Source organism: Streptomyces sp. NPDC097640, from assembly GCF_040302705.1.
Lineage (GTDB): Bacteria > Actinomycetota > Actinomycetes > Streptomycetales > Streptomycetaceae > Streptomyces.
Window position 1 is genome coordinate 15,401 of sequence record NZ_JBEOSB010000047.1, and the last position, 15,252, is coordinate 30,652.

Sequence of the window (15,252 nt, forward strand, 5' to 3'; positions counted from 1 at the left end):
GCGCGACGCCTACGGCAGCAGGGACGCCAGCGGGACGGAGGGGTTCGCCAGGTCGTCGGGGTCGAGCCGGGCGCCACTGCGGATGAGGCGCTGGATGGGCTCCACGACATCCCACACATTCACGTTCATCCCCGCCAGCAGGCGGCCCTCGCTCAGCCAGAAGGCGATGAACTCCCGCTTGCCGACATCGCCGCGGCACACCACCTGGTCGTACGAGCCGGGCGGCGCGTAGCCGGAGTACTCCAGGCCGACGTCGTACTGGTCGGAGAAGAAGTACGGCACGCGGTCGTACGCGACGTCCTGCCCGAGCATGGCGCGGGCCGCGGCGGGCCCGCCGTTCAGCGCGTTGGCCCAGTGCTCGACGCGCAGCCGGCCGCCGGGCGGCCGGGCGCCGCCCGGGAACGCGAGGGGCGCCGCGGCCACGTCGCCCGCCGCGAAGATGTCCGGGTCGCTGGTGCGCAGCGCGGCGTCGACCACGATCCCGCCGCCCGCCGAGCGGTCCGCCACCTCCAGGCCCGAGACCTCGGCGAGGGCGGTGCGCGGGGCGGCGCCGATCGCGGCCAGCACGTCGTGGGCGAGGTGCTCCTCCCCGTCGTCGGTGCGGGCGGCCAGCACCACGCCGTCCTGCCCGGTGATCTCGGTCAGCCGGGCGCCGAAGTGGAAGCGGACGCCGTGCTCGCTGTGCAGATCGGTGAAGAGGCTGCCGAGCTCGGGGCCGAGGACCAGATGGAGCGGGGTGGGCTCGGGCTCGATGACCGTCACCTCGGCGCCGTACCCGCGCGCGGCCGCCGCGACCTCCAGGCCGATCCAGCCCGCCCCCGCGATGACCAGCTGGCCGTTGTCCCGGCCGAGGGCGGCCAGGACCGACCGCAGCCGCTCGGCGTGGGCGAGGCGGCGCAGATGGTGGACGCCGACCAGGTCGGTGCCGGGGATGTCGAGACGCCGCGGCTCGGCGCCGGTCGCCAGCAGCAGCCGGTCGTAGTGGATGCGGGTGCGGTCGCCGAGGACCACGGCCTTGGCGGCGCGGTCGAGCTGGACGGCGGTCTGGCCGAGGTGGAGCTCGATATCGGCCTGGGCGTACCAGGCGGGTTCATGGACGAAGACGGTGTCGCGCTCCTGGCTGCCGGTGAGAAAGCCCTTGGACAGGGGCGGTCGCTCATAGGGGTGGTCGCGCTCGTCACAGATCAGGATCACCCGGCCGGTGAATCCCTCGGACCGGAGGGTTTCCGCGGCTTTCGCCCCGGCCAGACCCCCTCCGACGATGACGAACGTCTGGTGTGCGTCGACCACTTGTCTCCTCCTCGCTGCCGCGCGGTGCCCGTGCGCCGTGCGCGGCTACGCCATGTCAAGGCCGGTCGTGTGAGCCCCGGTCGTGTGAGCCGATGTTCGAGCCTCCCGCACCGCGCGTGCGGCGGGAAGAGGCAGTACGCCGTACGGGCCAGCGCGCCGCGCCTCCGCGGACGCGGATCGTCGCCCTCCGAGCCGCGGGCCGGGGCCGCGGGCGGGCCAGCCCGCTCATGGGCGCCGCGCCGCGCGCGGCGCGGTCAGGCGGGTGTGCAGGGAGCGCGCGGAGGCGTCGGTGAGGGCGGCGATCTGGTCGACGACGGCGCGCAGGCGGCCCACGTCGTCCCCGGCCGCGTCCGCCTCGTCGAACAGCGCGCGGAACTGCGGGTCCAGGCCCACCGGGGCGCGGGCGGTCAGCGCCGCGCCGAGTTCGGCGATGATGACCCGCTGGTCGGCGCGGACCGCCTCCTGGTCGGCGCGCTGCATCACATAGCGGTCGGCGACGGCCTTGAGCACCGCGCACTCCAGCCGCGCCTCGCGCGGAACCACCAGCTCCGCCCCGTAGCGGGTGAACCGGCCGGTGCCGTACGCGGCGCGGGTGGCCCCCTCGGCGGCGAGGCAGAAGCGGCCGATGAGCTGGCTGGTGGCGTCCTTGAGCCGGGCCTGGGCGACGGAGGACCCGTCGTAGCCGTGTGGCCACCACTCCTGGTCCAGCAGCCGGTCCAGCGCCTCGGCCAGCTCGGCCGGATCGGCGCCCGGGGCGTAGCGGTCGGCGGCGACGGCGAAGACCTCGCGGCGCTCGGGCTCGGCGAGCAGCAGCCCGGGGTCGAGATGGCCGGCGTGCAGGCCGTCCTCGACGTCGTGGACCGAGTACGCCACATCGTCGGACCAGTCCATGACCTGGGCCTCGAAGCAGGTGCGGTGCTCGGGCGCGCCCTGCCGGAACCAGGCGAAGACCGGGATGTCGTCCTCGTAGACCCCGAACTTGCGGGAGCCGGGGTCGCGGGGGTGGCCGCCGCGCGGCCAGGGGTACTTGGTGGCGGCGTCCAGCGCGGCGCGGGTGAGGTTGAGGCCCACGCTCACCGGCGCGCCGGTCTCCGGGTCGGCGACGAACCGCTTGGGCTCCAGCCGGGCGAGCAGCCGCAGCGACTGCGCGTTCCCCTCGAAGCCGCCGCACGCCTCGGCGACCTCGTTGAGCGCCTGCTCGCCGTTGTGCCCGAAGGGCGGGTGGCCGAGGTCGTGGGCGAGGCAGGCCATCTCCACCAGATCCGGGTCGCAGCCGAGGGCGGCGCCGAGCTCCCGGCCCACCTGGGCGCACTCCAGGGAGTGGGTCAGCCGGGTGCGCGGGGTGGCGTCCCAGGCCGGGGCGCCGGGGCCGGGGTCGGCGGCGGGGGCCGCCGGGACGACCTGCGTCTTGCCGGCCAGCCGGCGCAGCGCGGCCGAGTGCAGCACGCGCGCCCGGTCGCGCTGGAAGGCCGTGCGGCCCGGGCGCTTGTCGGGCTCGGGCGCCCATCGCTCCAGGTCCGACGCCTCGTAGCCGGGGCTCGCCGAGGCCGTGGACTCGGTCGTCCGGGCCGGATCAGGTTGGTGGGTGGACTGGGGGGACTGGGTGGACTGGGGGGTCTCGGCTGAGGGGTCGGATGCCGTGGGTCCCGTGCGGCTCATACACCGACGGTAACCGCCGGGTGTGACATGGGTGCAGAGGCGAGCGCCTGTTCATAGCGGTGGACCACGAGCCGGGCGACGGCCGGATGGTCGCCGAGCGGACCGGAGGCGACGCCGGGCGCGGCGGCCGCGCACTGGGTCGCGAACCGCCCGGGAGCGGCGAAGTACGAGGCCACCGCGATCCGCCGGCGCCCCCGGTCGGTCAGGGCGCGCACCGCCTCGGCCACGGTGGGCCCGCCGGCGGAGGCGTAGCCGGGCAGCACGGGCACCCCTCCGAGCCGGGCGCTGAGCAGGGCCGCGGCGCGGGCCGTGTCGGCGGCCGAGTCCGGGTCGCGGGAGCCCGCCGCCGCCAGCACGACCCCCGTCTCCGACAGCCCCCGGGACCGCCGCCACCCGGCCTCGGCGAGGCGCGCGTGCAGGGCCTCGGCGAGCAGCGGGTGCGGGCCGAGCGGGGCGGCGATGCGGACGGACAGGTGAGGCGCGGCCGCGGCGGTGTCCGGCAGGTCCCGCTTGACGTGATAGCCGCGCCCGAAGAGGAGCGGTACGAGAACGGCCTCGCCGTGCAGCGCGGCCAGCGTGTCGGCGAGCAGCGGCTGGTTCAGCTCGATGTGGCCGAGCCGTACGGGCAGGTCGGGGCGGAGCGCGCGGACGCGGTCCACGAGCGCGGTGACGGTGCGCGGCGCCTCGGGGTCGCGGCTGCCGTGGGCCACGGCGACAAGGGTCGGCGGGCGGCGCGCCGCGCGGGGGCCGCTGAGGGTCAGATGGCCGAGTTGCGAGCTGAGCTGGGCGGTGATCCTGGTCATGAGCTGCGCCGTACTGTCGAGGGGGCCGGAAGGGGCTGCGGGACCGGGGCGGGGCGACGCCGTCATGACGAGAGCCTCGCAGCGGGACATTGCACCCCCGTTGCGCGGCCGTCACAGGTGATTGCCGCGAGTTCACCGCCCGCCGCCGCCCGCGCTGAGGTCCGGTTGCCCGGTGCGTAACGCGAGCGGACGCGGGCCGTAACACGGCCGTAGCACGCTGGCCGCATGCCGCACGCGACCCCCGTGACGACGCCCGACGCCGCCGTCGACACCGCCGCCGTCGACACCCACTGCCCGTACTGCTCGCTCCAGTGCGGCATGGCGCTGCGCCCCGCGCCGGGGAGCGAAGGGGGCGTGGCGGTGGTGGAGCGGACGGCGTTCCCCGTGAACCGCGGCGCGCTGTGTGGCAAGGGCCGCACCGCGCCCGCCGTGCTCTCCTCCCGGGTGCGCCTGACCGAGCCGCTGGTCCGCCGCCCTGACACCGGCAGGCTCGAACCGGCCACCTGGGAGGAGGCCCTGGACCGGGTCGCGGAGGGGCTGGCGGCCACGGCCCGGGCGCACGGGCGGGACGCGGTGGGGGTGTTCGGCGGGGGCGGGCTGACGAACGAGAAGGCGTACGCGCTGGGGAAGTTCGCGCGGGTGGTGCTCCGCACCTCGCAGATCGACTACAACGGCCGCTTCTGCATGTCCTCCGCGGCCGCCGCGCACAACAAGGCCTTCGGCCTGGACCGCGGGCTGCCGTTCCCGCTGGCGGACGTGGCCCGCACGGGGTGTGTGATCCTCGTCGGCTCGAACCTCGCCGAGACCATGCCGCCCGCGCTGCGCTATCTGACCGAGCTGAAGGAGTCCGGCGGCAGGCTGATCGTGGTCGACCCGCGCCGGACCCGGACCGCCGAGCAGGCGGATCTCCACCTGGCGCCGCGGCCCGGGACGGACCTGGCGCTCGCGCTGGGGCTGCTGCACCTGGTGGTCGCGGAGGGGCGGGTGGACGAGGAGTTCATCGCCGGGCGCACCAGCGGCTGGCCCGAGGCGCGGGCCGCCGCGATGGCCCACTGGCCGGAGATGGTCGAGCGGATCACGGGCGTGTCCGTCCCCGAACTCCGGGAAGCGGTACGGATGTTCTGCGACGCGGAGAACTCCATGGTGCTCACCGCCCGCGGGCCCGAGCAGCAGTCGAAGGGCACGGACACCGTCGGCGCCTGGATCAACCTGTGCCTGGCCACCGGCCGCGCGGGCCGTCCGCTCTCCGGCTACGGCTGCCTCACCGGCCAGGGCAACGGCCAGGGCGGCCGCGAACACGGCCAGAAGGCCGACCAGCTGCCCGGCTACCGCAAGCTCGACGACCCGGCCGCGCGCGCCCATGTCGCGGCCGTGTGGGGCGTCGAGCCCGACGCGCTCCCCGGGCCCGGGCGCAGCGCCTACGAGCTGCTGGACGCGCTCGGCGGCGACGTACGCGCCCTGCTGCTCATGGGCTCCAACCCGGTGGTCTCCGCTCCCCGCGCGGCGCATATAGAGGCGCGGCTGCGGTCGCTGGACTTCATGGCGGTCGCGGACGTGGTCCTCTCCGAGACCGCCGCGCTCGCGGACGTCGTCCTTCCGGTCACCCAGTGGGCGGAGGAGACGGGCACCACGACCAATCTGGAGGGCCGCGTCATCCTGCGCCGCGCGGCCGTTCCCCCGCCGCCCGGCGTCCGCTCGGACCTCCAGGTGCTGGGCGGGCTTGCCGCCCGGCTGGGCTGGGAGAAGGGCTTCCCGGCCGACCCGGAGGAGGTCTTCGAGGAGCTGCGGCGTGCGTCGGCGGGCGGGGTGGCGGACTACTCGGGGATCACGTACCGCCGGATCGCGGAGGAGGACGGGGTCTTCTGGCCCTGCCCGGAGGGGGCCTCGACCGGCCCCGGCGCGCACCCCGGTACGCCGCGCCTCTTCCTCGACCGCTTCGCGACCGACGACGGCCGGGCCCGCTTCGCCCCGGTGACCCACCGCCCGGCGGCGGAGGAGCCGGACGCGGACTATCCGCTGCTGCTCACCACGGGGCGGGTGCTCGCCCAGTACCAGTCGGGTGCGCAGACCCGCCGGGTCGAGGAGCTGAACCGGGCCGCCCCCGGCCCGTTCGTCCAGCTGCACCCCCAGCTCGCCGAGCGCCTGGGCGCCGCCGAGGGCGACCCCCTCGCGGTGACCTCCCGCCGCGGCCGGGCCGTCGCCCCGGCCCGCATCACCCGGGACATCCGGCCGGACACGGTGTTCATGCCGTTCCACTGGGCGGGCGAGGGGCGGGCCAACGCGCTCACGAACCCGGCGCTGGACCCGGTCTCGCGGATGCCGGAGTTCAAGGTGTGCGCGGTGCGGGTGGAACGGGCCCCGGGTTAGTCCCCCACCCCGCCCCTCCCCGATCCTGTGGCTGCGCCCCGGACCCCGCCGCCCCGGGACGCGACCCGGCGGGGCGGGGGCGGCCCCACCGGAGCCGCCCCCGGGCCGAGGCCATGTCCGGCGGAGCTTGACGCCTGCGGCGGGCCCACGCGGCGGAGCCGCTCATCGGACACTGCTCCTCCCCGCCCCCTGCCGATATGCGGCTCCGCCGCGTGCGGGGCTCCGCCCCAGACCCCGGCGTGGGCGAGGGCTCCCGGGGGCCCGCGGGTTTGCCCCCACCCGCGGCGGCGCGCCGGTGGAAGGGGCAGCGTCACGGCCCGGTGCGCTTTCCCCACCCCGCCCCTTCCCGCAGTGTCGATGTGCGGCTCCGCCGCGTGGCAGGGGCTTCGCCCCTGGACCCCGGAGTCTGGGGCGGGAGCCCCCCGCGCGGCGGAGACGCACATCGACAGGGGTCGGGAAGGGGCGGGGTGGGGAGGCCCGCCGCAGGCGTCAAGATCCACCGGACAGGGCCTGGCCGGGGCACCCGCGGCCCGGGGGCATGCCCCGTGGCTGGGCCGCCGAGGGCGTGGGGAGATCGGGGCGCCGTCGTCCGAGGCCTCAGGCCTCGTACGCGTCGAGTTCCTTCAGGTAGGCCGCCCTCGTCCCCTCGTCCAGGAAGGACGCGCGGAAGGAGTTCCGGGCGAGGGTCCGCAGCGTGGCGTCGTCCAGGCGCAGCGCGTCCCGTACCGCGTCGAAGTTGTCGCCCGCGTAGCCCCCGAAGTAGGCCGGGTCGTCGGAGTTCACGGTCACCAGCAGGCCCGCGTCCAGCATCGCCCGCAGCGGGTGGTCCTCGAGCCGGTCGACGACGCGCAGCCGGACGTTGGAGAGCGGGCAGACGGTCAGCGGCACCTGGTCGGTGACCAGCCGGGCGACCAGGGCCTCGTCCTCCAGGCAGCGCACGCCGTGGTCGACGCGGTCGACGCCGAGGATGTCCAGGGCCTCCCAGACGTACGCGGGCGGGCCCTCCTCCCCCGCGTGGGCCACGCACTTGAGCCCCGCTTCCCGCGCCCGCGCGTAGACCTCGCGGAACTTCGACGGCGGGTTGCCGACCTCCGCCGAGTCGAGGCCGACGGCCGTGAGGCGGTCCAGGTAGGGGCGGGCCGACTCGAAGGTCTCCAGGGCGGACTCGGCACTCTCGTCGCGCAGGAAGCACATGATCAGGCGGGTGGTGATGCCGTACGTCTCCTCCGCCGCGTCCAGCGCGCGCGACAGGCCGCCGATGACCGTGCCGATCGCGACGCCGCGCGCGGTGTGCGCCTGCGGGTCGAAGAAGATCTCGGCGTGCCGGACGCCCTGCGCGCGGGCGCGGGCGAGGTACGCGTTCGCGAGGTCGGCGAAGTCGTCCTCGGTGCGCAGCACCGCCATCAGCGCGTAGTAGAGGTCCAGGAAGTCCTGGAGGTCGGTGAAGGAGTACGCGGCGCGCAGCTCGTCCTGGGTGGCGTACGGCAGCTCGACGCCGTTGCGCTCGGCGAGCGCGAAGGCCAGCCCGGGTTCGAGGGTGCCCTCGATGTGGAGGTGGAGCTCTGCTTTGGGGATCGGGGGCGGGGTCGGGGTCGGGGGCACGACGGGATCACCTGCTGTTTTCGCTGACGGGGAGGGTCACCAGCCTAATGTGACTGCGTCTGCCGGCCGAACTGATCAAGCAACCGGTCGAGCAACCGATCGGCCGTGGCCGACGTCAGTCCAGTCGGGCAGCGGAGAAAGCGGTGGACGGATGGGTGTCGGCGAGCGGGTGCGCAGAGCGGTGCGGGCGGGGCGGGCGCGGCTGCGGCTCCCGAAGACGCGCCGCGGCCGGCGCCGCGCCGTCCAGGTGGTGATGGCGCTCAGCGTGCTCGCGCTGCTGCCCGCGACCTGGCTGCGGCTGGCCACGGACTCCCGGGTCCGCACGGTCGCGGACGTCCCGAGCGCCCCGGTGGCGGTGGTCTTCGGTGCCGGGCTGTGGAACGGCGAGCCGTCCCCGTATCTGGCGCACCGCCTGGACGCGACCGCCGAGCTGTACGAGCGCGGGAAGGTCCGCGCGATCCTGGTGACGGGCGACAACAGCCGGCACGGCTACGACGAGCCGGACGCGATGCGCACCTATCTCGTGCGGCACGGCGTGCCGGACGGGCGCATCGTCAGCGACTACGCGGGCTTCGACACCTGGGACTCGTGCAGCCGCGCCGAACGGATCTTCGGTGTGCGCCGGGCGGTGCTGATCAGCCAGGACTTCCATATCCGCCGGGCGCTGGCGCTGTGCGAGGCGGCGGGCATCGACGCGTACGGGGTCGGCGTCGCCGAGCCGCGCGACGCGACGTGGCTGTTCGGCGGGGCGCGGGAGGCCGTCGCGGCGGGCAAGGCGGCGCTGGACGCGGTCTTCAAGCCGGACCCGCAGTTCCTGGGCCCGCGCGAGCGCGGGATCCAGCGGGTGCTGGAGGGCTCCCGCTGAGCCGCACCCGTCGTCACGGCCGTCAGTCGATCGTCGTCTGCGCCACCACCCACGCCAGGTAGTCCTCGCCGCCCTGGGTGATGGGCGTCGCGATGATCTCCGGCGTCTCGTAGTCGTGTGCCTCGCGGAGGTGCGCCTCCAGCTCCCCGTACCGCGCCGCGGTCGTCTTGAACGCCACCTGCCACTCGGTCGCGGTCTCGATCTCGCCCTGCCACCGGTACACGGACGTCACGGGCTGGCTGATCTGCGCGCAGGCCGCCAGCCGCGCGGTCACCGCCCCGCGGGCCAGGGCCTCGGCCTTCTCGGGGGTGTCGGTGGTGGTCAGTACGGTCAGGAAGTCGGCCACGGCGGAAGAGCCCTTCTGTACGCGTTCCGGCTGTGCGACTGGCGCGCATCACGGTAGCCGGTGACGATTGAGGTGACCCGGCGACGATCGAGGGACAACATGGACGACCTCACCGCACTCGCACGCCACCACCTGGACCGGGCCAAGACCGACCCGCACGGCCGGAGCTCGCATCTGTTCCTGCACGACGGCCCGCTGCGGCAGAGCGTCATCGCCATGGTCGCGGGCTGCCAGCTCGACGAGCACAACGCGCCCCCGGCGGCCAGCCTCCAGGTGCTGCACGGGCATGTCCGGCTCACCGCGGGCAAGACCGGCCATGTCCGGATGGAGCTGATCGCCGGGCAGGTACAGCGCATCCCGCAGGAGCGCCATGGGCTGGTCGCGGTGGAGGACTCGGTGGTGCTGCTGACCGCCGTGACCGCCACGGTGGGCTGCCCCACGCCCACCGAGGAGGCCGCCGCGCACCAGCACGCGGCGCACCCCCATATGGCGGGCTGATCCGCCATACGGGGGCACGCCCTCACCGGATTCGGCTCAGCCCTTCACGGGGGCGAGCTGGACGCGGTCGATGTTCGGCGCGTACGAGCTCGGGTTGGCGAAGGTCAGCTTGTTCGCGCCCTTGGCCAGGTCGACCGGGACGCCCTGGCCCCAGTAGTCGTTCCAGGTCCAGGTGTTCTTGAACGCGACGCGCCGGGCCGCGCCGCCCCCGACCGAGATGTCGGCGGTGCGGGAGATGACGTTGGTGTTGTAGTCGTGCCCGTCCGCGCGCTGGTTGTTGGCGTAGTGGACGATCAGCATGTAGCGGCCCGCCGAGGGGGCCTGGACGGTCAGTTCGAGGTCGTTGGCCGCGCCGTTGCCGAGGAAGCCGACGTAGGCGCCGCCCGAGGCGTAGTCGCTCGCGGTCCTGGCGGCGGCCCCGCCGAGGGTGCCGCTCTCCGCCTCGTACGAGGCGAGCCCCTTGGTGTCGCCCGCGCCCGTCGCGTCCAGGGAGGAGAGCCGGACGGCGGACGTGGTGGCGGGGGCGGCGGTGACGCGGTTGTTGCCCGCGGTGAGGAAGAGCCGCTCGGCCCGGCCCGGGGCGGTGGCCATGGTGGTGCCGTGCAGGGACAGCTCGACGCGGCCGCCGGAGCCCTGCGGGGTGAGGGTGTAGTAGCCGTCGCGCGGCGCGTACACGTCGAAGACCGCGGTGTCCGAGCCGTCGAGGACCAGGGATCCGGTGCCGGTTCCGGCCGCGGAGGAGTAGTCGTAGCGGGGGCTGCCCGAGGGGTCGGCCAGGGTGGCCTCGTACGAGACGGACGAGGTGGCGGGGGTGGCGGCGGCGGTCAGGTCGATCTTGTCGAGGGTGGCCTCGCCCTTGTCGTGGGCCAGGGTGAGGGTGTGGCTGCCCGCGCTCAGCCGGACGGAGATGTGCTGGATGCCGCGGTAGGTCCAGTTGAGCGTGGAGGGGTAGGTGACCGGCTGCGCGGACTGGCCGTCCACGGTCAGGGTCTGGGTGGAGGGGGCGCCGGACTGGTTGCCGTAGAAGACCGCCAGGTCGTAGGTGCCGGTCTTCGGGACGTCGACGTCGAAGGCGACCTTGCTGGTGGGCTTGTTGAGGGAGCCGACGTCCTTGGTGCCCGAGGCTGCGTAGCCGTTGGCGTTGGAGACGGTGCCCTGGGTGTAGACCTGGCCGTCGGTAATCGCCGCGGACTCCGCTTCGTACGACGCGCTCCACGGCACCTCGGCCGCCCGCGGGGTGCCGGTGCCGGCCGGGGTGAGCGTGATCCGGTACGCGGACATCGTCTTCATACCGGTCAGCGGCACCGTCACCGAGCCGTCCGCGCCGACCTTGAGCTCGCTCCGGGACAGCACGCGCGGCGGCGCGGCCGCGCCCTCGTAGCCGGACCACTCGGCCTCGGAGACGGTCGCCACCACGCGCGAGCCGAACAGCTCGCGGTCGACGTGCTGGACCGCCACGTCCGCGTCGCCCGCCGAGCCGCCCACCAGGATCTGCGCCTGCTTGCGGGACGGGTCGTACGAGGCCAGGCCCTGGAGGGTGTCGATGGCGTTGGCGGTGGGCGGGGTGACCTTCACGGTCCGGCCGGTCATCCCGGCGTACCAGCGGAAGAACCACCAGCCGCCGTTGGGGATGTTCGACCGGACGACATTGCCGCTGAGGTTGCCCGCGGCGTCCCAGTACGCCTGGTTGGCGTACACCTTGTTGCGCTCGAACATCGACACCCACTGGACCAGCTGGCCCGGCACCGACAGGTCGCGGCGGTTGGCGTACTCGTCGATGCTGATCGGGAGCGGGGAGATCCCGACGCTCTTCTCCAGCGCCCGGTAGTGGTCGTAGTGGCCCTGGAAGTCCCGCAGCGAGCCGGACGACAGCTCATGCCAGGTCATCACGTCCGGCAGCACCTTGTTGGCCTTCGCCCAGGTGAGGAACTCCGGGAGGAAGCGGGTGTCGTAGCCCGCCTCGTTGGGGCCGGCGATCCGGGCGGTCGGGTCGATGGAGCGGATGCGCTGGTAGACCGTCTTCCACTCGGCGAAGAAGCGGTCCCGGCCCTTCTGGTAGGTGGCGGGGTCGGAGGAGTTGAGCTTGTACCAGATCAGATCGGGCTCGTTGAACGGCACATAGACGAAGCGCTCGCTGTTCGGCGCGCCCGCCACGTCCTTGGCGATCTTCTCGACCTTGGGGAGGTAGTCGTCGATGCCCAGGTCCTGGTAGGGCCACTGGGAGTAGGTGTCCTGGAGCAGGATGTAGACCGCGTCCCCGCCGTTGCGGAAGAAGGACTTGGAGACCGTCAGCGCGTCTCCGTTGGGGTGCTGTGCCCCGCCCTCCGGCTTCTGCGAGACGGTGGTCAGCTTCAGCGGGGCGAGGGCGGCGTCGCTGGGCACGCCGTCGTCGCTCAGCCCGTACAGCGCCCCGTTGGCCCCGTGCAGCACCGGGCCCTCGCTCGCGGCGAGGTCGACGGAGAGGCGCTGGGCCTGGGCGGCCTTGGGCTGGTTGTCCGCGTACGAGGCGGCTGGTAGCGCGGCGGCGACCAGCGCCGCCCCGGCTATGACGGCGGCGAGGGCTCGTCGCTTTCTCATCGGAACTCTTCTCACAGGACCTCCAGTTACTTGACGGCTCCACTGGTGATTCCAGAAACGATCTTTCGCTGGGCAATCAGGAACACCGCGACCATGGGCAGGCTCATGACCACCACATACGCGAAGACCAGATGCCAGTTGTTGAGGTAGAGCTGGGCACTTGCGACCTTGTAGAGGCCCAGCGGGAGCGTCGCCTTGTCCCCGCCGCCCAGGACGAAGAAGGCGTAGAAGATGTCGCTCCAGGCATAGAGCATCACCATGATCGTCGCGGTGGCGATCACGGGGCGCAGCAGCGGCAGGATGATCCGCGTGAAGACGCGCAGCGGCGAGGCGCCGTCCATCCGCGCGGCCTCTTCCAGCTCCTGCGGGATGGTGCGGATGAACCCGGTCATGAAGAAGATCGACGTGGACAGATACATCCCGGTGTAGACGGCGATCATGCCGGGCCGGCTGCCGGCCAGGCCCAGCTGCCGCAGCTCCATCACGATGGTGATCACGGCGGGCGGCAGCAGCAGCCCGCTGATGGTGAGGGCGTACGCGGCGGACACCAGCCGCCCCCGGCGCCGGGCGAAGACCCAGGCCGCCCCCGCGCCCAGCACCAGGACCAGCACCACCGAGGGCACCACGACCAGCAGGCTGTTGACGAAGCCGCGCACCATCTCGCCCTCGCTGAGGGCCTGGTCGTAGTTGGCGGCGGGCTGCCAGTGGCCGGGCAGGTCCAGGTTGGGCTTGACCGCCTCGCCCTGGGACTTGGCCGAGGTGGCCAGGACCAGCCACAGCGGTACGCCGACGGCGAGCGCGGCGATCAGCAGAACGAGGGCGGGCCGCGCGTACCGCCAGACGCGGGCGGTGGGAGTCATGACGAGTGCGCTCACAGCATCTGCTCCCTTCGGCGCAGTCCGATCACGAGCGGGATCGCGACGGCCACGACCACCAGGAAGAGCACCAGGCTCATCGCGGACGCCTGCGCGTACAGGCCCTGTCCGAAGACCCGGAACATGTAGATGTTGAAGACCTCGGTGGAGGACGCGGGACCGCCACCCGTGGTCGCCTGCACGATGTCGAAGGTGTTCATCGAGCCGATCAGCGCGGTGGTCACGTTGAAGGTGACCGCGGGCGCGAGCATCGGGAAGCGGATCGACCAGAACGTCCGCCAGGCGCCCGCGCCGTCGACCTTGGCCGCCTCCAGCGTGTCGCCGGGGATGCCCTTGAGCCCGGCGAGGTAGATGAGCATGGCCAGCCCCATCCACTTCCATCCGTGCACGGCGCTGACCAGCACCATCGTCCAGGTGGTGGAGCCCAGCCACGGGATGTCCGTGCCGAGGAACTGGTTGACCGCGCCGTCCTGGTCGAGCAGGGCCTGGAAGACATAGCCGACGGCGAGCGCCGAGATCAGCACCGGCAGGAAGAACACCGCGCGGAAGAAGCGGTTGAACCGGGTGTCCTGCTCCAGCAGCAGGGCCAGCGCCAGCCCGAAGCCGTTCTGGAAGAGCGCGGCGAGGACCGCGTACACCAGGGTGGTGCGGATGGCGCGGAGCAGCGAGCCGTCGTCGGCGATGGTGGTGAAGTTGTCGAACCCGGCGAAGGAGATGCCGGTGTGGTACGCCGACCAGTTGGTGAACGGGTAGAAGAAGTTCAGCAGGTTCGGCAGCAGGAAGAAGCCCGCGAAGACCACGACGGCCGGCAGCGCGAACCACCAGGGGTGGTGCACGGCCGCCCTGGGCAGCCGCCCCACGCTCTTGCGCCGCCCGGCCCTCTTGCCTCCGCTGCCCCCGGCGGCCCGGGCGCGCGTTCGTACGGCGGTGTCTGCCACGGCTGGCCCTCCTCGCTCAGAAGCCCGGAGCGCTCTGGGCCTTGGCCACCTGGGCGAACTGGCCCTGCACCCACTCGGCGACCTGCTTCGGCGACTTCTTGCCGTAGATCATGTCGGCGAGGGCGAGATGGAGATCGGGGGCGACGATGGCCTTGGCCTGGAACACCCCGATGGCCTTGGGGAGTTCGGCGACCTGGGACGTGGCGGTCTGCGGCAGCCCGTCGGGGGTGGGCACGGACGGCTCGACGGACGGGATCTTCATCGTCTTGATGTAGTCGGCGTAGTCGGGGCCGAGCCAGAAGGCGAGGAACTGGCGGGCCGCGTTCTGCCGCTTCTCGTCACCGGTCTTGAAGGCGACCACGCCGTTGGTCTGGTCCGGGGAGTACAGGCCGGTGGCGCCGGAGTTGGCGACGGGGAACCAGCCGAGCTTCTTGTCGATCTCGGCGGTGCTGTGCTTGGCCTGGATCTGGGTCTGGAAGGACGTGACGTTGAGGACCATGCCCGCGTCGCCGTTCCACAGGGCGTCCGCGGAGTCGGTGAAGGTCCCGGTCCGGTAGTTCTTCTGGGCGAGCCCGGCGCCGAGCAGCTTGTCCTTGTAGGTGGTGATGGCCTTGACGACGGCGGGGTCGGTCCACTTGTTCTCGTTCTTGTTGAGCCCTTCCCACCACTGCTGGTCAAGGTCGGTCAGCTGCACCTGGACCTGCCACTGAAGGGGCCATTTGTCGCCGCCCGCCTCGTAGAAGGGTGCGGTGCCCGGCACCTTGTCCTTGATGTGGTGGCCGAGGGCGAGCAGGTCCGCGTAGCTCTTGGGGAAGTCCTTCTCGGCGATCCCGGCCTTCTTGAAGACGTCCTTGTTGTAGTAGACGCCGAGCATGGCGGGGCTGGTGACGATGGCGGCGTAGCGCTTGCCGCCGATCACGCCCAGGCTCTTCTCGGTGTCGCCGAGCTTCGCCTCCCAGGGTTCGCCGTCGAGGGTGAGCAGATTCCGCGACGGCTGGATGAAGGGGAGGGTGGAGATGCTGGGCTGCCAGAACATCAGGTCCGGCCGGTCGCCCGAGGCGAGCTTGGTCGGCACGTTCTGCTCGTAGAGGTCGGGTATGGGCTGGACGTCGACCTTGGCGCCGGTGGCCTTCTCGAACGCCTCGATGACCTGCTTGGGGGCGTTGACCGTGTTCTGCGCGGTCCACATCGTCAGCTTGACGCCGTCGAGCCGGGCCGTGGGGTCGACCGTCGTCTTGGCCGCGCCGCCCGTGTCGTCGCCGCCCGCGGAGGTCGAGTCGCTGCATGCGGTGGCGGTCAGGGCGGTGGCGCAGATCAGCGCCAGGGCGGGGAGGACTCTTCTCATCGCGGTTCTCTGCCTCACTGCGTCGTCGGAGTGCGGGGCGGGGGGCGTACACGTAGTGGGGGGTGCGCGGAGGGGGCTGGACGGGAC

The 15,252-nt window shown here is 73.1% G+C and carries 12 protein-coding genes; 3 read left to right on the top strand and 9 right to left on the bottom strand.

Going from position 1 to position 15,252, the window contains the following annotated elements:
• Nucleotides 1-9 precede the first annotated feature (9 nt).
• The 3 genes from ABTY62_RS44880 to ABTY62_RS44890 all read right to left on the bottom strand — a co-directional run bounded on the left by ABTY62_RS44880 (nt 10) and on the right by ABTY62_RS44890 (nt 3,752).
• The gene (locus tag ABTY62_RS44880) at nt 10-1,290 is read right to left on the bottom strand and encodes an NAD(P)/FAD-dependent oxidoreductase (protein WP_352135163.1); all 1,281 of its coding nucleotides are present in this window, start codon (nt 1,288-1,290) and stop codon (nt 10-12) included.
• Between the two features lie 225 nt (nt 1,291-1,515).
• Nucleotides 1,516-2,949 (bottom strand): deoxyguanosinetriphosphate triphosphohydrolase, encoded by a 1,434-nt coding sequence (locus ABTY62_RS44885; protein ID WP_352135164.1) that lies wholly within the window; start codon nt 2,947-2,949, stop codon nt 1,516-1,518.
• Nucleotides 2,946-3,752, bottom strand: a complete 807-nt coding sequence (locus tag ABTY62_RS44890) for a sirohydrochlorin chelatase (protein WP_502997647.1) — start codon at nt 3,750-3,752, stop codon at nt 2,946-2,948. Before ABTY62_RS44890 ends, ABTY62_RS44885 begins: the two co-directional genes overlap by 4 nt.
• Nucleotides 3,753-3,977: 225 nt before the next feature.
• Here ABTY62_RS44890 and ABTY62_RS44895 point away from each other — a divergent pair, with 225 nt between their 5' ends.
• The gene (locus ABTY62_RS44895) at nt 3,978-6,119 is read left to right on the top strand and encodes a molybdopterin oxidoreductase family protein (RefSeq protein WP_352135166.1); all 2,142 of its coding nucleotides are present in this window, start codon (nt 3,978-3,980) and stop codon (nt 6,117-6,119) included.
• Between the two features lie 597 nt (nt 6,120-6,716).
• On the opposite strand, the gene ABTY62_RS44900 is transcribed toward ABTY62_RS44895, so the two are convergent.
• Entirely contained in the window at nt 6,717-7,721 is a 1,005-nt protein-coding gene (locus ABTY62_RS44900) for an adenosine deaminase (RefSeq protein ID WP_352135167.1), read from the bottom strand.
• A 151-nt stretch (nt 7,722-7,872) separates the two neighbouring features.
• On the opposite strand from ABTY62_RS44900, the gene ABTY62_RS44905 reads away from it, so the two are divergent.
• Nucleotides 7,873-8,586, top strand: a complete 714-nt coding sequence (locus tag ABTY62_RS44905) for a SanA/YdcF family protein (RefSeq protein WP_352135168.1) — start codon at nt 7,873-7,875, stop codon at nt 8,584-8,586.
• Between the two features lie 22 nt (nt 8,587-8,608).
• On the opposite strand, the gene cutA is transcribed toward ABTY62_RS44905, so the two are convergent.
• The gene (gene cutA, locus ABTY62_RS44910; protein WP_352135169.1) at nt 8,609-8,932 is read right to left on the bottom strand and encodes a divalent-cation tolerance protein CutA; all 324 of its coding nucleotides are present in this window, start codon (nt 8,930-8,932) and stop codon (nt 8,609-8,611) included.
• Nucleotides 8,933-9,031: 99 nt separating this feature from the next.
• On the opposite strand from cutA, the gene ABTY62_RS44915 reads away from it, so the two are divergent.
• Nucleotides 9,032-9,430 (top strand): cupin domain-containing protein, encoded by a 399-nt coding sequence (locus ABTY62_RS44915; RefSeq protein WP_352135170.1) that lies wholly within the window; start codon nt 9,032-9,034, stop codon nt 9,428-9,430.
• Between the two features lie 36 nt (nt 9,431-9,466).
• Here the strand turns inward: ABTY62_RS44915 and ABTY62_RS44920 are convergent, their stop codons facing one another.
• From ABTY62_RS44920 to ABTY62_RS44935, 4 genes are read right to left on the bottom strand one after another with little or no spacing between them, the layout of a single operon-like run.
• Complete coding sequence (locus ABTY62_RS44920) at nt 9,467-12,007, bottom strand: CBM35 domain-containing protein (protein WP_352135171.1); 2,541 nt, start codon at nt 12,005-12,007, stop codon at nt 9,467-9,469.
• A gap of 26 nt (nt 12,008-12,033) precedes the next feature.
• Nucleotides 12,034-12,867 (bottom strand): carbohydrate ABC transporter permease, encoded by an 834-nt coding sequence (locus ABTY62_RS44925; protein WP_352135203.1) that lies wholly within the window; start codon nt 12,865-12,867, stop codon nt 12,034-12,036.
• A gap of 11 nt (nt 12,868-12,878) precedes the next feature.
• Nucleotides 12,879-13,820 (bottom strand): carbohydrate ABC transporter permease, encoded by a 942-nt coding sequence (locus tag ABTY62_RS44930; RefSeq protein WP_352135172.1) that lies wholly within the window; start codon nt 13,818-13,820, stop codon nt 12,879-12,881.
• Nucleotides 13,821-13,836: 16 nt separating this feature from the next.
• Nucleotides 13,837-15,165, bottom strand: a complete 1,329-nt coding sequence (locus tag ABTY62_RS44935; protein WP_352135173.1) for an ABC transporter substrate-binding protein — start codon at nt 15,163-15,165, stop codon at nt 13,837-13,839.
• Nucleotides 15,166-15,252 lie beyond the last annotated feature (87 nt).